Below are 19,266 nucleotides of genomic sequence, written 5' to 3'. Positions count from 1 at the left end.
CTTCGGCTGAGCTGTTGTTTCCTGAATGAGAGGAGCTGATTCTCATGAAAAAATACTACCTGCTGTTGTGCTGTGTATTCTGTCTGACTCTGTCACTGACTGGTTGCTCGGGAGAACCCGAAGAAGGCGTTCCCGGCGATTCCACACCGACACCGGAATACACCGATCCCTAATCGTCCCTGCAGGCAAGACGATTCATCACGATTTACTCCGCCTGTCTGTCTTATAGTTTTCATTTACGTATCAAGGAGAAGAAGATGTTACGTCTGATTTCGTCCGATTCCGTTACCGGAAAAAACCGTCGCGGTTTTACTCTGATCGAACTGCTCGTGGTGATCGCGATCATCGCGATTCTGATCGCGCTGCTGTTGCCCGCAGTGCAGCAGGCCCGCGAAGCTGCCCGCCGCAGTCAATGTAAAAACAATCTTAAACAGCTGGGCCTGGCCCTGCAGAACTACCACGACACACATGGTGTCTTCCCTCCTGGTGGTGTCATCGGTCTGTGTGGCGGTACTCCCCCCACGAACCTGACCGGTCTCCAGGAATGTACCGATCAGCACAGCCTGGGTGGTAACTGGCTGGTTTACATCCTGCCACAAATGGAACAGAGCTCGCTCTGGGATAATGCCGCCCCCGTGTTGAACGGTCGCGATCCCCTGGATTACATGAATAATATTTTCGGCCATTATGCTCCCGCGGCTTACCGTTGCCCCAGTCATCCCTGGGATCGTCGCAGCAATGTCGCGTTCCGTTCGCTGGAGCACATGTCCCGCGGTAACTACGCTGCTAACTACGGAAACGGCAATCTGACCGATTCCTACACCAATACTCATGGCGGCATCTTTACGATCAACTCTTCGATCAGCATCCGGGACATCAAAGATGGTACCAGTAACACCCTGCTGACCGGGGAACTGAACTATCTTAATGATAATACCTCCGATGCCCGTGGTGCCTGGGTTTATTCCGGCATGGGGGGCTCCGCCTTCAGTGCCGGTCGCAATCCGAACAGCACCACCGCAGACATTCTGCCCAAGTGTTCTAACACGGCCGAATTGCCCTGTACCGAAGCAAACGACGGAACGCAGATTGCCGCTGCCCGCAGCCAGCATGAAGGGGGCGTTCAGGTCGGACTGGCCGATGGTTCCTGTCGCTTCATTTCTGAAAATATCAGTCAGACCATCTACCAGGCCCTGGGCACCCGCGCCAACCGGGAAGTGATTGATAACTTCTAAGACGGGCTGGGAATGAACGGACTCTGTTTTACTGAATGTTCTCAACCGGAGGATCTGACGCCGATCGCATCCTCCGGTTGTTTTGTTTGATTACGTGCTGTCTGTATGGCCAGATAGAACTCTGCCGAAAAAGTGAGGCTGTGGGTTTTGTCTCGTCCCTCGGTGACGTAACATATTACTAGAGATTGTTTAGATCACGAGATTCTTTACAAGGATATTTCAATGCGTCGCTTCACACTGACTACCGTGCTGCTGGCAGGAATCTTCCTGCTGACCCAGCAGGGGCTGAGCCGGGCGGAATCGTCAGGTAAAACTGCCACCGGATACGTATTTCATGATGCCAACCAGAACCGGAAGTTCGATGCCGGCGAGAAAACGCTGCCAGGCGTTGCGGTTTCGAATGGACTCAAAGTCGTTCGCACAGATGAAAACGGAAAGTATGAACTGCCCGTTACCGATGACACCATTCTGTTCGTCATCAAACCCCGCAACTGGCGGACTCCGCTGAGCAAGAATCTCACACCCGAGTTCTATTACATTCATAAGCCCAACGGCTCACCCAAGTCACACTTCGCCGGCGTCGCCCCCACCGGACCGCTACCGGAATCGGTCGACTTCCCCCTCTACCCGCAAAAAGAGCCCAATCAGTTCCGGGCCCTCTTTTTCGGTGATCCACAGCCCCGCGATCAGAAAGAGATCGACTACATCGCCCATGATGTAATCGAAGACCTCGTCGGCACCGATGCTTCGTTCGGCGTCACGCTGGGCGACATTCTGTTTGACGATCTGTCGCTGTTCGAATCGCAGGCACGGGGCATCGCTCTCCTGGGGATTCCCTGGTACAACGTTATCGGCAACCACGACATCAACTACGATGCCCCCAACGATAGGTTGAGCGATGAAACATTCGAGCGGGCCTTCGGTCCCTCTTATTACTCCTTCGATTACGGCACCGTGCATTTCATCGTGCTGGACGACATCGAATGGATCGTCACCGATGAAACCAAAAAGAATAAAAAGAAGAAGGGCAAATACCAGGGTGGTCTCGGCAAAGAGCAGATCGAATTCGTCAAGAACGATCTGCAGCAGATTCCCGAAGATCAGCTGGTTGTCCTGATGATGCACATCCCGCTGGTCGGCGTCGAAGATCGCCAGGACCTGTATCGCCTGATCGAAAAACGTCCCTTCTGTATGTCCATTTCCGGTCATACCCATCATCACGAACACCGCTTCATCACTAAAGAAGATGGCTGGCGGGGCGCCAAGCCGCACCATCACATCATCAACGTAACCGTCAGCGGCAGCTGGTGGTCCGGTGCTCCGGATGAACGGGGTATTCCGCATACGATGATGGCCGACGGTGCTCCCAACGGTTATTCCATCATTACCTTTGACGGCAAAGAATATAACCTGGACTTTCGAGCCGCCGGTCGTGCTGCGAAATACCAGATGAATATCATCGCCCCTGAAGCGGTCACCGTCGATCAGGTCGCGGAAACCAACGTGATGGTCAACGTGTTTAACGGTTCGGAAAAATCGAAGGTGGAAATGCAGATTGGTGAGTCCGGCAGCTGGGCTCCCATGGAGCGGATTGTCGCCATCGATCCCAGCTTCAAGAAGCTGTCCGAAACGGAGAACGGCGTCGAAGGAAAATCTTATCGCAATCTCCCCAAGGCCAAGAACTCAACACATCTCTGGCAGGCCAAGCTGCCCGACGGTCTGAAGTCGGGCACGCATCTGCTGCGGATCCGCACGGTCGAGATGGACGGCGATGAACATGTCGCAGGTCGCGTGATTCGCATCACGCCCGCGAAACCATCCGAGAAGACAGCGTCTACTGAAAAGTAGCACTGTGAGGATCACTTGCATTGATCTGACGGGACCTGTGAATTCGCTTCACAGGTCCCGTTGTTTTTTATGTGTTATGAAAGCTTAACGCTGCGAGATCAGCACTTTGTTGACCTTCTTATGGCAGTTGATGCAGGTCATTGTCAGGTGCAGGTAACTGAGTGAGGCGCCGTCGATGTTTTTCTCTTTGGCGAATTTAATCACCTGCTTGGCGGCGGAACGAAACTCTTCACTCTGACGGGCAAAGATGGGTCCCTCGACCACCTGCCATTCGGTGGCGTTACTCATCTCGATCATGCGTTTGGCCCCCTTCTGCATCTTCTCGTAATCCTCGATCATCAGTCCTTCGAGTACGAGTTGCGAGCTGGTCAGTTTTTCGTGCATGAACTTGCTGAGTCGCTTCTCACCTTCCAGATCCTTTTCATCGGCCGGCTTGCTTTCGCATTTGTCCGCATCGTCGGCACGCGCCGTCTGGATTTCTTCCGCGTCGGTTCCGAGTCCCATGATGAACAGACCACAAATCAAGCCGTATACCAGTTTACGCATGGAATCATCCTTCAATTGAATACAGAGACTAATTCAGTGCACCATTTTATTAATGGATGTGCATGTCCTGTATTGTAATCCGAGTATCACGCGCAGTTCAATACCGCTTTCAAGAGAAGTCTCGGTTGAACCGTGATGGATGAAGCACAATGAGTCGGAAAGTGAAGGATTACTCCGGCAGTTGTGTCTCGCCGGGCAGCATCGAGAGCCCTTTTTCTTTCGGGATGAAGTAGGGGATCAGTTCTCCCATCAACCGGTTCTGCAGTCCCTCAAACATCTGCTCGCGGGCCTCCTGTTCGGTGGCATTGCGGAGAATCAGAAAGCGGGGATTGACCAGCACCTGTTTCGTCCACAGCGTGCGCTTGGGAGACTTCTGCACCCACGACAGCTTGAACGCGGCTGCCGTCGATTGCAGTGTTTCTCCGGTGGGAGTGCGGCCCAGCGGATTCCCGGGTGAAGGCCGGCCCCGTTTCGACATCTGCAGTTTGTTTCCTTCCTGTTCCTGGTATTCCATCTGGAAGATCAGTGGCTGGTCTTCCGCCACTTCGAAACCATCTGCTTCCAGGCGATCCTTGAGCACTTCCTGCAGAACTTCTTTGACTTCGTCTTCCTTGCCGAATTTGATATTCACCACGTTGACATTGATACTGACTTTCGAGCCGGTCCTCAGAAGCGCATCCGACTCGCTCTGGTAAGCAGCCAGACCATCGGTGATCTGTTTCTCCGGCAGAGGTACCGTCACCAGTTGAGGTTTGCGGTTAAGTCGCAGACGCCCCTTGTCATCGGTCAGTGCACTGTCGGTGTTCGCAAACAGATAATGGGGAGTCAGGTAGAGGGGCCGGCGGATAATCACGTTCGGCGGCGGTTCGAGGACCCATACGCTGCGCCGGCTCTCGCGATCGACGAGCAGGGCACCGTAGAGCAGAAAACTTCTGCCGGACGGGGTCAGTTCCAGCTTGTTCCCTTCGTAGGAAGGCTGACTGAACTGATCACTCAGGTTGCCGGCTATTTCGAACGCCCGTTCCGGATTGCCGTCTTCCAGGTTCACCAGCCAGATCTCGGTTTTTCCCGATTCGGTGACCAGCATCCCCAGTTGTTTCCCGTCCCGCGAAAAATCCAGGGCCTGCAGCGAATAGTATTTCGCACGGGGATCCAGGTGACCATCCAGCTCCATGAGATAGATCAGTTTCAGCGTGCGCAGATCATAGAAGAAAACTTTGTTACTCGTGTTGGTCGCCAGGTAGTTGCCTCCCGGACTGACCAGGTAACTGTGGCTCGCGAACTCACTGGATTTGATCTCGCTTTCCTGTTCGAGTTTCCCGGTCTGCAGGTCCCAGCGTTTGAGAATCGTTTTGTATTTGCCCCCGTCTTTGCGGATCAACTGCACGAACGCGGCATTGTTCCCACAGATTTCATATAAAGAGACCACGCTGCCGGGCGCATCAATCTGCCATTCAGAAACGATTTTCCCGGTCGTGGTATCCCAGCAGACCAGCTTGGGGATTTTCGATGTACGTTCGGTAATATTCAGCAGCAGATATTTCCCGTCTGCACTGAGTTTGAATTTGGGCGTCAGGATCATCCATTCCTGGGGAGGCGTGATCGAGATCTCACCGATTTTCTTTTCCGTCGCCAGGTTCCAGATGTCAAAGTGATAGAGACTGCGGTTCTTATACTGCACAGCGACTACCGGGCCGGAACCGCTGGGGACGACCAGTTTTTCTTCCGCATTCTTCAGATCAATTTTCAAACGTGACGATTCCGGCCACTCCGCGGTCACCAGCGGCGGATCGACGAGGGACGTCCACTTCTGCTCCGGTTCGGGCTGGGGTTTCGGTTTCGCAGGAGCCGGCGTCGCTTTCTTCGCCGCCGGTTGACCGCTCACCGGTTTGGATTGTGCGACCTCCATCGGTTTCGCCGGGGGCTCTGAGTCGGCTTTTTCCTCGACAGGCGCGGGGGCGGGCGCTGGTGTCACTCCCGCGGGAGCCAGTTCCTGGTGCGGCTGTGCGATCTCTTCCGGTTCTCCCCCTCCCATCAGGGAACGGACCAGCGTATAAGAGACAAAGAACATCACCACGAAGGCCACGATACCAGCAATCATGGTCACCGGAGAATTCGCGCTGCTCCCCGACTGCTTTTTCTGTTTGCCCCCTTTGGATGACGCCTTTTTACGCGCCGGCCGGGCCTGGCGTTCGTAGACTTCCTCATCGTCCTCGTAGAAATCGTCCAGCAGGTCATCCTCACCTGCCGGAACCTGCATCCGCTCTCCACAGGATTTGCACTTGAGAGTCTGCCCCGCGCGGTCGTCGCGGACTTTGTATTCCTGAAAACAGTGTTCACACTGGAATTGAATCATGATTTGGTCCCGCCAGCTAAGAGATCCAGAATGATAAGAAATGAAATTGGATCGACTGATCTGAAGTACAATCGTCCTGAATTGTTTGCAGGAACGCAAGCAGAAATTTCAGATTTCAAAGGACGCCGGTCAGACTGTCATAGCAGGGTCTGGGAGTGCAACCGTGCTTTTCCTCTCGCGTCTGTTATAATCGATGCGCGACCCGCCTGATCTTCCCGTTTCTACCTGTAATCAAAGAGGAATCGAATCGTGCTCAATTCCGGGATGCGTATCTTAAGTCTGTGCCTGTTGACGCTCTGTCTCTCCCTGTCTGCTCTACGAAGCACCACAGCCGCAGCCCCGCGGACGCCGGGAGATCGCCCCAATCTGATCGTGATTATGGTCGACGATATGGGCTATGCCGGAGTCAGCTGTTTCGGCAATCCCTACTTTAAAACTCCCGAGATCGATCGGCTGGCAGCGGAAGGCCTGAAGCTGACCGACTTTCATTCTTCAGGCACCGTCTGTTCGCCCACGCGGGCCGGTCTGCTCACCGGTCGCTATCAGCAGCGGGCCGGCATTGAAGCGGTCATCCATCCGGTCAGCGATCATCCCGAGCATCTGAAAGGTTTGAAACGCAGCGAAAACACCTTCGCCGAACTGTTGAAACAGGCAGGTTACCAGACCGGCCTGATCGGGAAATGGCACCAGGGCTACCCGCACAATTCCGCAGAGTATCATCCTGACAATCACGGGTTCGATACCTTCGTCGGTTATCACAGCGGCAATATTGATTTCATCAGTCATGTGGGAGACCACGTCAAACACGACTGGTGGCACGGACGCAAGGAGACCGAGGAACCCGGCTACTCGACGCACCTGATCAACCAGTACGCCCTGCAGTTCATCAAGGACAATCAGGACCGTCCCTTCTGCCTCTACCTGGCACATGAAGCGATTCACAATCCGGTCCAGGTTCCCGGCGATCCGGTTCGTCGCACCGAAGCCGAAGGCTGGAAACGCTGGAAGCCGGCCCATGAAGGGGAACGCATCGAGAAGTTCAAAGGGATGACGCTCCCCGTCGATGAAGGCGTAGGGCAGATTCGTGAGTTCCTCGTGAAATCGGGACTCGATAAAAATACGTTCGTGCTGTTCTTCTCGGACAATGGTCCCTCGCGTGATTTCCCGAGTGGTAGTCCCACGCTACGGGGTGCCAAAGGTTCGGTTTATGAAGGCGGCCATCGCGTGCCCGCCATCGCCTGGTGGCCTGGTAAGATTGAGGCGGGCGCCGTCTCGGACGTCCCTGCGATCAGCATCGATGTCATGCCGACCCTGCTGGGAATCGCCCAGGTGACTCCGCCCCGGGAGCGTCCCCTGGATGGCGTCGATCTCTCTCCGGTTCTGTTTGAACAGAAATCGCTCCCGCCGCGTCCGCTGTTCTGGGCCTCACTTTCGAATCGGGGCGGTCGCGCAGAAGCGATGCGGGACGGTCCCTGGAAACTGGTTGTGCAGCATCCCCGTGCGAAACCAGGCACCTTCGAAAATGAAAAGGTCGAACTCTATCGCCTCGATCGCGATCCGGGCGAGAAAGAGGACCTGCAGAAAACCGAACCTGCTCAGGCTGCGAAAATGCTCAAGCAGCTCAAAGCCTGGTACCGCGATACGCAGTCCACCGCGACACCACAGCCGGGAGGCTGGCTGTCGCAGGGGAATTAGAGCGGCGGGAAGTGGAATCGATCCCGAAATCTCAAAAACCGGGGTTGTGCTGTTTATCGTAAAACGATAAAAATTCGCCGTCTTACATTAAAACCCTTTGGAAAGGATTCCTGAGATGGCTCGTAAAGATCGTACCAGTGTCATTTGCCGTATTCTGTATTATCTGTGTGCTCTGTCCCTCTGGGTGATGCCCGCATTTTTAATCTGGGTCTGGTTTTGTGCCGACCTGATCGCGAAACAGAATGGCAGGATTCCTGTCCAGGCCATTCCTTTTCCGCTGCCGGTATCAACTAAAGTGGGCATGGTTTTACTCTCTGCCCTGCTGATCGCACCCACGTACTGGGGGCTGATTTCGCTACGTCGTTTTCTCAAAGCCTGTTGTGCCGAAGATTATCTGGGCACACAAAACAGTCGGCTGCTGAAACGTTTTGCCCTGGGGCTGATGGGCTCTGCTTTATTATCTCCCATCTGCGGCGCGGCGCTCAGTGTGGTATTGACGATGCATAATCCGCCCGGACAGAGAATGCTGGCGATCAGCATCGGTTCGAATCAGTTCATCCTGGCGGGAGTTGGAGCACTCATCTTTCTGCTGGCGAATCTGTTAAAGCGGGCCAGTCTGATCGCGGAAGAACACGCCCAGATCATTTAGACGTCTGGTGACCCGCCGGGAATTCAGCTATAGTAGAATCAGAGCTTAACACGAGTTTTAGCGAGCGAAGCAGGAATCGATGCGAATTTATATAACACTGGATGTCATGCTGGCCCGACGCAAAGTCACCTCACGCGATCTGGCGAAACATGTGGGGATTACCGAGCAGAATCTATCGCTGCTCAAGTCAGGAAAAGTCAAAGGGATTCGCTTCGCGACGCTGGAAAAGATCTGTGAATACCTGGAGTGTCAGCCCGGTGATATCCTGCGTTATGAAGCGGAAGCACAGAGTCAGGCAGCCTGAGAGGAGAGACCAGAGTGAAAGTGCATGGCGTACTGGAGACGTCGATTTACGTGGATGACCTGCAGACCGCGGTCGACTTTTATCGGCAGTTGTTTGAATTCGAAATCATGGCGGAGGACCAGCGGTTCTGCGCGATGAATGCCGGCGACCGCAGCGTGTTTCTGATCTTCAAACGGGGCGCCACGCATACCGCTGCCCATCTCGAAGGGGGTGTGATTCCACCACACGATGGTGATGGCCCGGTCCACTTCGCCTTCGCCATCGAACGGGACGACCTCGCAAAATGGGAAGAACGCCTCGTCTCTGCAGGCGTGGAAATTATCAGCCGCATGAGCTGGCCCCGCGGCGGCGAAAGTCTCTACTTCCGCGATCCCGATGACCATGTGCTCGAACTCGCCACCCCCGGCATCTGGCCCATTTACTGAGCGGCACTGGACAAAAGGCCTCGACACATGGGCTTCGTTCTGATAAGAACCGCGGCTGAAGGAACGCGTTCACTTATCGAACCGGAAAGGGGGCCTGCCATGCGTCAGCTGTTATTCACCGTCGTCATCTGGGGACTGACCTGTTCTCTCGTTTCTGCAACCGAAAAGCAGGGAAGTATTTACGAACTGGGAACGATCGAGTTACCCGCACCGCCGGCCTTAGTCACACCGCTGGTTGCCGTTTCTGAACCGGAAAACACAGAGCAGAAACAAAATCACCTGACGAATGGGCACATCCTGCTCTCTCAAACTAACATTGCTCCATTTCTTCCTTCAAATCCGTCTTCCATTTCAGAAGACGAAGACCGTTTGCTACGGGAGTTCTTCGGACATATAGCAGAAGAGAAAGCTTTAGAAGCAATGACTGAAAAGCCGAAACAGAAAACACGCGGAATACTGTTCACGGGCGGTGCTCTGCTGCTGTCCAAATTGGCAGAGATCACCGTCGAACAGATCAGACAGGCTGAAGACTATCGCCTACTGAATCTGTATCACGGATATCGTCAGCGGTAAGTTCTACACGGCCATGCCAGCAGGGCGTAAAACGTCATCTCTTCGGTATAGGAGCCACTGGAGTCGTAAGCGAGGAGCGTCTGTCGCAGGTCGGCTTCGAACGCTTGCCGTTTCTCACCCAGTACCGCGGGGGAGGCAAAGGATGTGGAATTTAGATTGCCGATCAGGTCGGCGAGAGTCCACTCTTGTGCGTGCTGGTATTTGATTTCCTCGAACTGGAAATCGGCCTCCAGCAGAACCTGTTCGTGAGGCTGAGCCAGTTCGGGATAATTGCCCGAACCTGCACGCCGTTTTTCTCCCAGGCAGCGCTGCAGAACTTCCCGCACCAGTCGGAGCCACTCAGCAGTTCCGCTCCAGATACTGGTGTAGCCCAGGATGACCAGCGGTTGTCCCGGAACCAGCCACTCTCGTATTCGTCGGGCCAGACGCGGGCGATCCATCCAGTGGAAGGCGGCCCCGATTGACACCAGTTCGAAAGTATCGTCCCCTGCAGTAAATTCTTCCGCCATCTGAGGCAGCCACTCTACGTTCCGAATCTGCTGATCCTGCATCTTCTGTATGCCGGCGGTTCGCATCGCCTCGTCCGGCTCGACAGCAGTGACCGCCCGGAAGTGCGGAGCGAGTCTCAAGGCAATTTCACCGGTGCCGCTGCCCAGGTCCAGCAGGCAGCCGTCTCCGGAGATCGCAGCCCGATCCCGGATTCGGGTGAGCAGTTCTTCGGGGTAGGGCACGCGATACCGCACGTAATAAGGCACCGTTCCCTGAAAAAGATCTCTGGCCACCGCCGGGCTCCCTGGTCTTGTGCACTGACAAACGTTATTGATTAGGCTGACAGAGAGTCAGTGTAGTGCAGGGCTGCCGTAAACTTCAATCGAATAACGCCCCCTGGCGTTTCTGATTCCCGTAGCGTTCCAGGTAGCCATCGACGCTGAATTTGCGGGCCGTGTTCTGACTGGTCATGTAGCGGATCTTCCCAAAGATCTCCCGCTCGGGACCCCAGGCACGATCGTAACGGCCCAGGCACCAGAAGATGCCGGAATACGAATTCGGATTCCGCCCATCGACCGCATACTTGTTGTTGAGTTCGATCATGATCTCGAGCGCGTCCTGAGGAGAGTCCGACCAGTGCAGGATTTTCTTGCCCCACAGCATCCGCATGTAATTATGCAGACGGCCTTCGGTCACCAGTTGCGTCTGGGCTGCGTTCCAGAGGGGATCATGTGTTTTCGCCTGTTCGAACTCTTCCAGCGAGTAAGTATGCTCGCGCGGATCGGACGCGTGCTCGTCGAGCGTGGTCTGCGCCCAGTCGGGCAGGGAAGAGTACTGGTCGTAGTCATCCCGCTGCCAGCACATGTTGTAACCCAGCTCCCGCCAGGTGATCAGTTCATCCAGAAAACTTTCCGCCGTCTCACTCATCTGCCACCACCCGGCTCGTTTGCCCGACGGCTTCTGATCCATCACTTTTTCGACCGACCACTCTTCCCGGCGGGCGATGGAATCAAACACATCATGTGTCGAGATGTGACCGAAGTGCAGGTAAGGGGAGAGCCCGCTGGTCACTTCTTCTTCAGGCAGGTTTCGTTCGTCCGCGTAGCGTTTGAAGCGGGTATCGAAGAAACGCCGCAGCGCTTTGAGTGCTGCTTCTTCACCGCCGTCAAAGGATGCTGGACCAACACTGTGATCAACGGGCAGGTCCGCCAGTACTTCAGGCGTGGCGGTCAGCAGTTCATCGGTCGCCATCGGCCAGCGATCGAGAATCTCTTTGGGCAGCGATTTCAGTTCGGGCAGTTTAATACGGGCCAGGGGATTCGTCTTAGGCATCTCCAGCAGGTGGGGCGGCAGTTCCTTGTGCAGGAAGCGACGAAATGCATACGCCGTGGGATAAGTCTGGGACGCAGCCCGCAGAGGCAGCAGTCCATTGGAATCGATGGCTTCCAGGCTGACGGGCAAGCGCGGGGCCACGTGGTCCAGCATCCGCGGCAAAAAGAAGCAGGGAAAATCATCAGTAACAATCGCGCACGCTTTGTCAGCCAGTGCCTCCAGCAGTCCAGATCCATGACCTGCCTCGGGTTCCACATAATAGTAGTACGTCGCCACAGTCTCTTCAAAGTTCGCTCGGTTATCCGCCATGCCCTGCAGCACAAAGCGATGCATCCGGTCGCTGGCCCAGCGGTAACCGCAGCGCAAGGCTTCAAAGACGACCAGCGGTTTATCCAGACCCTTCGCCAGTTCGACCGCCCGCTCCAGGCTGAAATTGAAACGGGTGCGGCGGTTGGCGATCATCCAGTACAAAACAAAGTCTCCATCCTCTTTCAGAGGAGCCTCATTCAACTGGCGGATACGAATTTCAGGAACGCTCATGCTAACCTCTTAATTCTTCGGACTGTCCGACTCTGCCTGGTAAACAGAGAGCTGCTTCAGGTCACGGATCAACAGATCCTTACCGCTGACAGCCAGGTATGCCCAGGAGTCGTCGGCGACTTTCCGCTGATCAAGCAGGTCGAATTTCTTGGGACTGGCTTTGATCAACAGCAGTTCCCCTTTCTGATCCAACGCCAGAATCTTCTGACCATCGGTGACCATGCTCCAGTATTTACCGTATGGGGCTGTTGTCCAGAACGCTTTCCCGGTTTTCAGATCGAGACAGGTAAAACGTTGATTTTTCAAATGCAGGTAAATGTACCCGTCCAGGATGATCGGCGATGACATGTAACCCTGAATCGCATTCGACCAGAGTTCCTTGACCTGCCACTTTCCATCGTTGCGGGTGATGTCAAACAGAAACGAACGTCCGCCATAGCTGCTGGTAAAGACGGTGTTGTTCACAACAGCCGGCGTCAGAATATTCATGCCACGAAAGGCGGGGATCTTCTGTTCCCAGAACACCTGACCCGATTCCGGATCGACACCCGCCAGTGTCGTCCGGGTCTGAACCAGAATCTGCAGCACGCCATCCAGTTCCGCCAGGCAAGGAGAAGAGAACGCGCTGCCGAACATGCCGCCCCCGTCTTCCAACACACGCCAGATGACTTCCCCCGTCAATTTGTTGACCTTACAGAAGCCGCCACCGGCCTGCACATAAACTGCCTCATCAGTCACGAGGGGAGATGAAGCAAAGCCGAATGAGGGCAGCGAAGATTTGAGCTGCTCCACAAAGTCGAGCCGCCAGAGAATGCTGCCACTGGCCGCATCCAGGCAGACCAGGACGTCCCGGATGCCTGCGACATACAATCGCTCTCCATCGAACGCGGGTGTGGCGCGGATCCAGTCCCCGTTCGCTTTCGCGAAAAAGGGAACACTGATCGCACCGGGCCAGGACTGTTTCCAGAGTTCCTTGCCGGTCTGACGATCCAGGGCCCGGACGACTTCGGTCTCCTCATTGACGGTCTCCGTCACGAACACCCGGTCCGCGGTCACAATCGGTCCCGAATACCCCGGACTCAGAGGGAGCTCCCACCGTAATTTCAGACTTTGTTCACTCAGTGAATCAGGCAGAGTCGTTCCGGAAAGCGTGCCATTCCGCTGCGGGCCGCGCCACTGGGACCAGCTCTGATTGAGGAGTGTCTGATCCGCACTGGTGGCACTCACCGTGAATCCGAACATAAAAACAAGCGACAGTGATATCAGTTTGAATTGATGCATGGGGGACACTTTCCTGCAGGGGACCGAAATGGAAACTGAGAGAGAACAGGTGTTTCTTTGTGCAAAAATGTTGTAAACTTATATCAAGGAATGACTTAGCACGGCAAAATACAGCTCGGATCAAAAAACGTGGATCTTTCAGGCAGTAGCCTCCGAAATCTGTCTAGTTATAGACAAACAGCTCAGATTTAAAGGGGCAAAAAAGTTCTGCAGTTCAAATTCAGAGAAAAAGCTAAATTCCGATTGTAAAACGAGTTTGGATCATATAATAAACCCCATGACTACCGCTCTTCCGAGCCCGGTCAGATGCTTTCAGGACTCGTTCTGAAGCATCGCTGCGGAAAGTTGTCTGTCACCTGGCTCTCAGAAGCTGGAAAGACGGGGCCGCTTCCGCAAATTACCCGCCAACCGAGTTTTTGAGTTTGAGTTGACTGCTATGAATGATGCGCGCGCCGCTGGGTATCCGCTTTCGTACTTACCCCGTGACCTGACCTCAGGTCTCGTTGTGTTTCTTGTGGCTCTGCCGCTCTGCCTGGGGATCGCCCTGGCATCCGGAGCCCCCCTCTTCTCAGGGCTGCTGGCCGGTATTGTCGGCGGTCTGGTCGTCGGATCCATCAGTGGATCAAGTACCAGCGTCAGTGGGCCTGCTGCCGGTTTGACAGCCATCGTCGTTGCGCAGATCGCCACCCTGGGATCGTTTGAAGCATTCCTGCTGGCCGTCATGGTCGGCGGCGTGATTCAGATCATTCTGGGAGTGGTTCGTGCCGGTTCACTCTCGGCGTTTTTCCCTTCGAGTGTGATTAAAGGCCTGCTGGCCGCCATTGGTGTGATTCTGATTCTGAAACAGATTCCCCACGTTGTCGGCCACGATACCGACCCGGAAGGGGAAATGTCCTTCACCCAGCCGGACAAGCAGAACACCTTTTCCGAATTGCTGACCGTCTTCGAAGGGGACTTCCATTTCGGAGCCGCTGCCGTCGGGCTGACCTCAATTCTACTGCTCGTCGTCTGGGGACGGGTCAAGCTGTTGAAGAACTCGGTGATCCCCGGTCCGCTGATTGTAGTTCTACTGGGCGTGGCCATGCACCTGCTGTTCCAGCGACTCGGAGGCCCCTGGGCGATTGAAGCCAGTCACATGGTGCAGATCCCAGTCGCTGAGTCGGCTAAAGATCTATTAACCTTCCTGACCTTCCCCGACTTTTCGCAGTTACTGAATCCCGCCGTCTATCTGGCAGGCGCGACGATTGCCATCGTGGCATCACTGGAAACGCTGCTCAACCTGGAAGCGGTCGACAAACTGGACCCTGAAAACCGCAACTCCCCGCCGAGCCGCGAACTGGTGGCTCAGGGGGTTGGCAACATGGTCTCCGGCCTGATTGGTGGTCTGCCGGTGACCTCGGTGATTGTCCGTGGTTCGGTTAACGTCAACTCGGGAGCCAAAACCAAAATCTCTTGTATTTTCCATGGGGTCCTGCTGCTGATCGCGGTCGCGTTGCTCCCCATGTATATGAATCTGATTCCGCTGGCAGCGCTGGCGGCGATTCTGCTGGTCACCGGTTTCAAACTCGCCAGTCCTACCCTCTTCAAACAGATGTGGTCTGAGGGACGCTATCAGTTCCTCCCCTTCATCATCACGCTGCTTTCCATTGTTTTCACCGACCTGCTGATCGGAATTCTGATCGGCCTGGGAGTCAGTCTGCTCTTCATTTTGAACAGCAGCCTGCGTCAGCCCATTCGCCGTATTCTCGAAACACATGCCGGCGGCGATGTCCTGCATATCGAACTGGCCAACCAGGTCAGCTTCCTGAACCGGGCGGCTCTGGACCAGATCTTTAATGAGGCAGAGTCCGGCAGCAAGATGCTGATCGACGCCAGCAATACCGATTACATCGACCCGGATATTCTGAGTCTGATTCAGGAATTCAAAACCAAGATCGGCCCTGCACGCGGCATCTCGGTCAACCTGCGCGGCTTCAAACGCAAGTATCAACTGCATGATGAAATTCAGTTTGCCGACTATTCCACCCGTGATCTCAAAGACCAGATCACTCCCGCACAAGTGCTCAAGATTCTCCAGGATGGCAACGAACGCTTCCATACCGGAAATCGGCTCTCTCGCGATCTCGGTCATCAGGTCAACGCGACAGCAGGGGAACAGCACCCGCTGGCGGTCGTCCTGAGCTGTATCGATTCACGCGTACCTGCGGAACTGGTTCTCGATCTGGGCATCGGGGATATCCTGAGCGTCCGCGTTGCCGGCAATGTGATCGGTAATAAATCCCTGGGCAGTATCGAATATGGCGTCTCGGTCGAAGGAGTCAAACTGGTACTGGTGCTGGGGCATACCCGCTGTGGTGCCGTCGCTTCCACCGTACAGCTGATGTGCGATCACAGCGATCCCACTCAGGTCACGGGCTGTGCGCACCTCGATTCCATCGTGCACGAAGTCGTCCCCTGCGTCGATGAAGAAGCGTGTGAGCACCTGGATGAAATGAGCCCCGAAGAGCGCGAGCAGTTCGTCGACGAAGTTGCCCGCCGCAACGTCTACCGCAGCGTGCACGAGATCTCCGTACGCAGCGAGGTCATCAGGGATCTGGTTCAGGCCGGCAAGGTAATGGTCGTCGGTGCTCTCTACGACGTCAAAAGCGGCAAGATGGAATTCCTGACAGAGGAACACTCCACCGTCGAAGCAGGCAGTGTCACCGATTAACTCTTCCAGGTAGCGTTTATTTAATGGTTTTCGGTGTGATCATGAGGTCGACAGCGTTAGCTATGTAAGTATCCACCGTGGCCGAGGGGCTGCTGTTACTCTTATTTTCAGGACTTCAACAGCAGTAAAGCCAATTAGCCGCAGGGCGTTAGCCCCGGTTGAAACGTCTTTGGTATTTCCCATCCGAATTAAGAAACGCGACCTGGCACAGACTGCTGCTGGCCATGACTTAAAATCGCAGTGCGATTTCAATCTGTCCCGCTTCCGAGATGGTTCCCCCGCGATGCACCTGCACTTTGCCATTGCCCGGCTTGACCGTAAACGGCTGCCCCTGTTTTCGGCGGACCGTCAATAGTGAAGTGGTACAGGTAAAGTCACCAGCCTTAATCTCCAACTGCGGACCGGCACTGGTCTGAACCGCACGCAGACGGACCAGTTCATTCCCGCCTTTCGGTTTCTGGTTTCCTTCCGAGGTGGGAAGTGCACACATCAGGAGCAGACAACTCATCAGGACTAAGATCGATTTGGCTTTGAACATCCTTGGTTCCTTTGTCTGACTTAGAAACGGATTAATACTTTGATGATGGGGCCTTGATTGACTTTATCACCACGCCGCATTTCAACCTGGCCCCCCACCGGTTTCACGGTCCATGGTTCTTCTTTTTTTCGTTGCGCTTTCAGTTCCTTTGTCGTACAGACCAGATCACCCGCCTGTATTTTCAGCTGGGGACCATCGGGAGTCTGAACCACACTGATCGTAGCCACCTCTTTGGGAAGCTGGGGAGCCTGAAACTTTGCTGAAGTTGAAAAAGTATTGATCAGTGACAGGCCAAGGACCAGGAAAAAAATTGCGAGAGGCTTATACATGCTCAGGCTCCTTATGTTTTGTTAGCTGGTTGACTGGTAATGCCGTCAAACGTCTTATCTGCGGTTTTGATTATGCACGCGGCGTTTCTCAAGCATTGCATCGATTTGTTCAATAATTTCTGAGTCGGTATCACGCTGATTATAGCCGACAATGATCAGAGACGGATGACTCTCGATTATTGCCAGAATCTCTTTCCCATTAATCGCCGTCCCACGGACTGACAGGGTCTCCAGTTGGGCAGGCCAGGATCTGGCCTCCATGAATGCTTTGGCAGTGACTTCACAACGCCGCAACGAAAGATCTTTCAGTGGGGCACGACCTTCCAGCAGAGCCTGCACACCCTGATCAGTCACCAGGGTGTCGTCGAGTTTTAATGATGTCAACTCAGGAAGTTCCGCAAGTGACCGGCAGACCTCGTCACCCACTTCCGTCTCACTCAAATAGAGTGTGCCGAGAGACTGCATCTGACCGAGATAAGCCGCAGCCCGATCATCAATGAAGGTCCTGTTTAATTCCAGCATGTGTAGTCGAGGAAAGCCCGTTAGATATTGCAGGTCAGAAGATTCAATCCTGGTTCCCTGCAAATCGAGACGCACCATCTCTCGATGATGGGCAATGCGTTGCATGGTTGCAGTTCCTGCCTGGGAATCAGACAGATAGAGCCAGCTTAATTGATCATTCTCCTCTAACCAGCGGAGTGATTCGTCGGTCGCTTGCGGCGCATAAAGTTCCAGCCAGGTCAGGTGCTTCAGCTGAGAGAGCTGCGAGACTCCCCGCGCCGACAGGTCCGGGCCATAAACCTGCAGGTTTTTCAACTGATGCATCTTTCCGAGGATCAGGGCATCCTGGTCGGAGACTTTGGTTAAGCCACACTGGAGTGTTTCTATATAGGGAGCAAGCCTGTCAAGTTCTTCCTTGATTTCCAGGGATTCCCGGGGAGTATACCATTCGATGCAGGTCACTCTGAGTGATTCCCTGTTGAGAATCTTTTTAAGTTTCCCGAGCGAGTCGTCGATGGGATTGGAGTAGTGAATTGCCTTGACTTTATAGCCTTTTGCACTCAGTTGTGTTTTGGCGGCTGTCAGCGGATCATCAGTGAAGTACCGGAAAAAGACCGCTCCTCCCAGCAGAAGTAAGAGCAATAAACACCATTTGAGCTGACTGTGATATTTCACTTCCCCGTCTGCCCCTTACGAAACCACCGGACCATCTTCCGGATACTGCAGTACTTTTTCCTGTCCGTTAAAAGAGATCAAAATCTGTCTCTGCTCAAACAGGACGCTCAGCTGACAGCTTCCCGCTATTCCGTGCCGGGAACGGAGGGCGGCGGATCGCCTCTCTTTTAAAAGTTCCACCACGTACTCTTCCAGGACCAGTCGAAAAGCAAACCATTCCTGCTCCGAGAATTCCTGTTTTACAATCTTCGGTACACTCAGGAGTTCCCGTTGCACTTCCCCCGCGAGTTGTCTCTCGGAATTGGTTTCTATTTCGAAGCGATGCAGCGGAAACTTCATCAGCGTCAGGCTCTGTCTCTCAAGGAACTGTGAGTAAGCACAGATATGGTCTCCCCACAACAGATTGGATAATCCGTCTCAGATCAGTATAGCAGATATCGCTCTGAGAAGGGAAAGTATCCTCACTCGAGACAATCTCTGCGACGAAAACAAGCCGCTTTATTTGGTTGTGTCAAACGGACAGAGCAGGCGGCGTAAATTCGCCTCGGTCAGTGCTTCAGGAGCGAACCAGGTGACACTGCCGTCATCAAATAAAACGTGTGCACCATTCGGTTCAAACTGCTGATTCTTACTGAGTGTCAGCACCTCGTCCAGGGTGACGTCATTGGGCTGGCTCCATGCACCGTACAGATTGGGGATTTCCAGCAGCAGAATGTGACGTTCATCCTGATTCGCCTCCAGTGGCAGACGACGGCATTCACCAGAGGGGCTCCAGTAAGTCTGCGCGCCGATCACGGCTGCTAATTTTGATTTCTGAACAACCTCTCTGCCGTCAGTGGTGACCAGCATGGTATAGAGATCGGGGTTATCCAGTGCCGCCTGCCGGTTTGCAGGGCTGAACCAGGGGTCGTTGAAAGAATACACAAAAGCTGGTGGCTCTGTCCTCCCCCGCGATTCCAGCCAGGGAAGCAGAATCGCCCGCCAGCTGTGAATCGACCTGCCTCTCTCGTCCGAAATGACAACAGGGGGCAGGCAACCATACTCCGACTGGTATTCATGGCAAGCCAGGCCTACCAGTTTCAGTTGATTGCGAAAACGTTCTCTGTGTCCCCCGTTAACAATCTGTTTCGTTTCCGGAATGATCAGCATGGCCAGGATGGCGAGAATCACCAGGATAGTGATGATCTCACTGACACCGATCAGAAATCGTTTCTGCTTCACCATGGTCGCCTGCCGGTTT

General features: G+C 54.4%; 19 protein-coding genes. 9 read left to right on the top strand and 10 right to left on the bottom strand.

The genetic code is table 11. The annotated features are described in order from the left end of the window. The first annotated feature begins 44 nt into the window (after nucleotides 1–44). The 3 genes from FYZ48_RS29790 to FYZ48_RS09005 all read left to right on the top strand — a co-directional run bounded on the left by FYZ48_RS29790 (nucleotide 45) and on the right by FYZ48_RS09005 (nucleotide 3,083). Nucleotides 45–173 carry a hypothetical protein gene (locus FYZ48_RS29790; protein WP_261343285.1) on the top strand — a complete coding sequence of 43 codons (129 nt, stop codon included), beginning with the start codon at nucleotides 45–47 and terminating at the stop codon, nucleotides 171–173. Between the two features lie 84 nt (nucleotides 174–257). Further along, nucleotides 258–1,235, top strand: a complete 978-nt coding sequence (locus FYZ48_RS09010) for a DUF1559 domain-containing protein (RefSeq protein WP_149339527.1) — start codon at nucleotides 258–260, stop codon at nucleotides 1,233–1,235. A 222-nt stretch (nucleotides 1,236–1,457) separates the two neighbouring features. Next, nucleotides 1,458–3,083 carry a calcineurin-like phosphoesterase C-terminal domain-containing protein gene (locus tag FYZ48_RS09005; protein ID WP_149339525.1) on the top strand — a complete coding sequence of 542 codons (1,626 nt, stop codon included), beginning with the start codon at nucleotides 1,458–1,460 and terminating at the stop codon, nucleotides 3,081–3,083. Between the two features lie 84 nt (nucleotides 3,084–3,167). Here FYZ48_RS09005 and FYZ48_RS09000 read toward each other — a convergent pair whose 3' ends face one another. Both FYZ48_RS09000 and FYZ48_RS08995 read right to left on the bottom strand, forming a co-directional pair. Further along, the gene (locus FYZ48_RS09000) at nucleotides 3,168–3,629 is read right to left on the bottom strand and encodes a hypothetical protein (protein WP_149339523.1); all 462 of its coding nucleotides are present in this window, start codon (nucleotides 3,627–3,629) and stop codon (nucleotides 3,168–3,170) included. Nucleotides 3,630–3,798: 169 nt separating this feature from the next. Beyond that, complete coding sequence (locus FYZ48_RS08995; protein WP_149339521.1) at nucleotides 3,799–5,985, bottom strand: hypothetical protein; 2,187 nt, start codon at nucleotides 5,983–5,985, stop codon at nucleotides 3,799–3,801. A 249-nt stretch (nucleotides 5,986–6,234) separates the two neighbouring features. Here FYZ48_RS08995 and FYZ48_RS08990 point away from each other — a divergent pair, with 249 nt between their 5' ends. From FYZ48_RS08990 to FYZ48_RS08970, 5 genes are all read left to right on the top strand, one after another. Next, entirely contained in the window at nucleotides 6,235–7,680 is a 1,446-nt protein-coding gene (locus tag FYZ48_RS08990) for a sulfatase-like hydrolase/transferase (protein ID WP_242022509.1), read from the top strand. A gap of 115 nt (nucleotides 7,681–7,795) precedes the next feature. Next, nucleotides 7,796–8,329, top strand: a complete 534-nt coding sequence (locus FYZ48_RS08985; protein ID WP_149339519.1) for a DUF2975 domain-containing protein — start codon at nucleotides 7,796–7,798, stop codon at nucleotides 8,327–8,329. A gap of 79 nt (nucleotides 8,330–8,408) precedes the next feature. Continuing rightward, on the top strand, nucleotides 8,409–8,633 hold the full coding sequence (locus tag FYZ48_RS08980) for a helix-turn-helix domain-containing protein (protein WP_149339517.1): 225 nt from the start codon (nucleotides 8,409–8,411) through the stop codon (nucleotides 8,631–8,633). A 14-nt stretch (nucleotides 8,634–8,647) separates the two neighbouring features. Further along, a complete protein-coding gene (locus tag FYZ48_RS08975) occupies nucleotides 8,648–9,058 on the top strand; it encodes a VOC family protein (protein WP_145042762.1) in 411 nt (136 codons plus the stop codon). Nucleotides 9,059–9,157: 99 nt separating this feature from the next. Next, on the top strand, nucleotides 9,158–9,631 hold the full coding sequence (locus FYZ48_RS08970) for a hypothetical protein (protein ID WP_149339515.1): 474 nt from the start codon (nucleotides 9,158–9,160) through the stop codon (nucleotides 9,629–9,631). Here FYZ48_RS08970 and FYZ48_RS08965 read toward each other — a convergent pair. The 3 genes from FYZ48_RS08965 to FYZ48_RS08955 all read right to left on the bottom strand — a co-directional run bounded on the left by FYZ48_RS08965 (nucleotide 9,622) and on the right by FYZ48_RS08955 (nucleotide 13,273). Then, the gene (locus FYZ48_RS08965) at nucleotides 9,622–10,413 is read right to left on the bottom strand and encodes a class I SAM-dependent methyltransferase (RefSeq protein ID WP_187781942.1); all 792 of its coding nucleotides are present in this window, start codon (nucleotides 10,411–10,413) and stop codon (nucleotides 9,622–9,624) included. The two genes, FYZ48_RS08970 and FYZ48_RS08965, sit on opposite strands and share 10 nt — an antisense overlap. An 85-nt stretch (nucleotides 10,414–10,498) precedes the next feature. Next, entirely contained in the window at nucleotides 10,499–11,992 is a 1,494-nt protein-coding gene (locus tag FYZ48_RS08960; protein WP_149339511.1) for an FAD-binding domain-containing protein, read from the bottom strand. A 9-nt stretch (nucleotides 11,993–12,001) separates the two neighbouring features. Next, nucleotides 12,002–13,273: a PQQ-binding-like beta-propeller repeat protein gene (locus FYZ48_RS08955; RefSeq protein WP_242022508.1), complete on the bottom strand. Its 1,272-nt coding sequence runs from the start codon at nucleotides 13,271–13,273 to the stop codon at nucleotides 12,002–12,004. Between the two features lie 436 nt (nucleotides 13,274–13,709). On the opposite strand from FYZ48_RS08955, the gene FYZ48_RS08950 reads away from it, so the two are divergent. After that, nucleotides 13,710–15,983 (top strand): bifunctional SulP family inorganic anion transporter/carbonic anhydrase, encoded by a 2,274-nt coding sequence (locus FYZ48_RS08950; RefSeq protein WP_149339509.1) that lies wholly within the window; start codon nucleotides 13,710–13,712, stop codon nucleotides 15,981–15,983. Nucleotides 15,984–16,212: 229 nt separating this feature from the next. Here the strand turns inward: FYZ48_RS08950 and FYZ48_RS08945 are convergent, their stop codons facing one another. The 5 genes from FYZ48_RS08945 to FYZ48_RS08925 form a co-directional block, all read right to left on the bottom strand. Then, nucleotides 16,213–16,521 carry a hypothetical protein gene (locus FYZ48_RS08945; protein WP_149339507.1) on the bottom strand — a complete coding sequence of 103 codons (309 nt, stop codon included), beginning with the start codon at nucleotides 16,519–16,521 and terminating at the stop codon, nucleotides 16,213–16,215. A gap of 20 nt (nucleotides 16,522–16,541) precedes the next feature. Continuing rightward, on the bottom strand, nucleotides 16,542–16,850 hold the full coding sequence (locus FYZ48_RS08940) for a hypothetical protein (protein WP_149339505.1): 309 nt from the start codon (nucleotides 16,848–16,850) through the stop codon (nucleotides 16,542–16,544). A gap of 54 nt (nucleotides 16,851–16,904) precedes the next feature. Beyond that, entirely contained in the window at nucleotides 16,905–18,026 is a 1,122-nt protein-coding gene (locus FYZ48_RS08935) for a hypothetical protein (protein ID WP_149339503.1), read from the bottom strand. Nucleotides 18,027–18,041: 15 nt separating this feature from the next. Beyond that, complete coding sequence (locus FYZ48_RS08930; protein ID WP_149339501.1) at nucleotides 18,042–18,365, bottom strand: hypothetical protein; 324 nt, start codon at nucleotides 18,363–18,365, stop codon at nucleotides 18,042–18,044. Nucleotides 18,366–18,524: 159 nt separating this feature from the next. Then, nucleotides 18,525–19,250, bottom strand: coding sequence for a DUF1559 family PulG-like putative transporter (locus FYZ48_RS08925; protein ID WP_149339499.1), 726 nt, complete (start codon nucleotides 19,248–19,250; stop codon nucleotides 18,525–18,527). Between the last annotated feature and the right edge of the window lie 16 nt (nucleotides 19,251–19,266).

Source organism: Gimesia chilikensis, from assembly GCF_008329715.1.
Classification (GTDB): Bacteria; Planctomycetota; Planctomycetia; order Planctomycetales; family Planctomycetaceae; genus Gimesia; species Gimesia chilikensis.
The sequence above is the reverse complement of the archived record's forward strand: the minus strand, read 5'-3'. Positions and strand labels throughout refer to the sequence as shown.

Bases quoted from the DNA above. Each gene is read 5' to 3' on its own strand.
- FYZ48_RS29790 (WP_261343285.1), top strand. From the start codon at position 45: ATGAAAAAATACTACCTGCTGTTGTGCTGTGTATTCTGTCTGACTCTG.
- FYZ48_RS09010 (WP_149339527.1), top strand. From the start codon at position 258: ATGTTACGTCTGATTTCGTCCGATTCCGTTACCGGAAAAAACCGTCGC.
- FYZ48_RS09005 (WP_149339525.1), top strand. From the start codon at position 1,458: ATGCGTCGCTTCACACTGACTACCGTGCTGCTGGCAGGAATCTTCCTG.
- FYZ48_RS09000 (WP_149339523.1), bottom strand. From the start codon at position 3,629: ATGCGTAAACTGGTATACGGCTTGATTTGTGGTCTGTTCATCATGGGA.
- FYZ48_RS08995 (WP_149339521.1), bottom strand. From the start codon at position 5,985: ATGATTCAATTCCAGTGTGAACACTGTTTTCAGGAATACAAAGTCCGC.
- FYZ48_RS08985 (WP_149339519.1), top strand. From the start codon at position 7,796: ATGGCTCGTAAAGATCGTACCAGTGTCATTTGCCGTATTCTGTATTAT.
- FYZ48_RS08980 (WP_149339517.1), top strand. From the start codon at position 8,409: ATGCGAATTTATATAACACTGGATGTCATGCTGGCCCGACGCAAAGTC.
- FYZ48_RS08970 (WP_149339515.1), top strand. From the start codon at position 9,158: ATGCGTCAGCTGTTATTCACCGTCGTCATCTGGGGACTGACCTGTTCT.
- FYZ48_RS08960 (WP_149339511.1), bottom strand. From the start codon at position 11,992: ATGAGCGTTCCTGAAATTCGTATCCGCCAGTTGAATGAGGCTCCTCTG.
- FYZ48_RS08955 (WP_242022508.1), bottom strand. From the start codon at position 13,273: ATGCATCAATTCAAACTGATATCACTGTCGCTTGTTTTTATGTTCGGA.
- FYZ48_RS08950 (WP_149339509.1), top strand. From the start codon at position 13,710: ATGAATGATGCGCGCGCCGCTGGGTATCCGCTTTCGTACTTACCCCGT.
- FYZ48_RS08945 (WP_149339507.1), bottom strand. From the start codon at position 16,521: ATGTTCAAAGCCAAATCGATCTTAGTCCTGATGAGTTGTCTGCTCCTG.
- FYZ48_RS08940 (WP_149339505.1), bottom strand. From the start codon at position 16,850: ATGTATAAGCCTCTCGCAATTTTTTTCCTGGTCCTTGGCCTGTCACTG.
- FYZ48_RS08930 (WP_149339501.1), bottom strand. From the start codon at position 18,365: ATGAAGTTTCCGCTGCATCGCTTCGAAATAGAAACCAATTCCGAGAGA.
- FYZ48_RS08925 (WP_149339499.1), bottom strand. From the start codon at position 19,250: ATGGTGAAGCAGAAACGATTTCTGATCGGTGTCAGTGAGATCATCACT.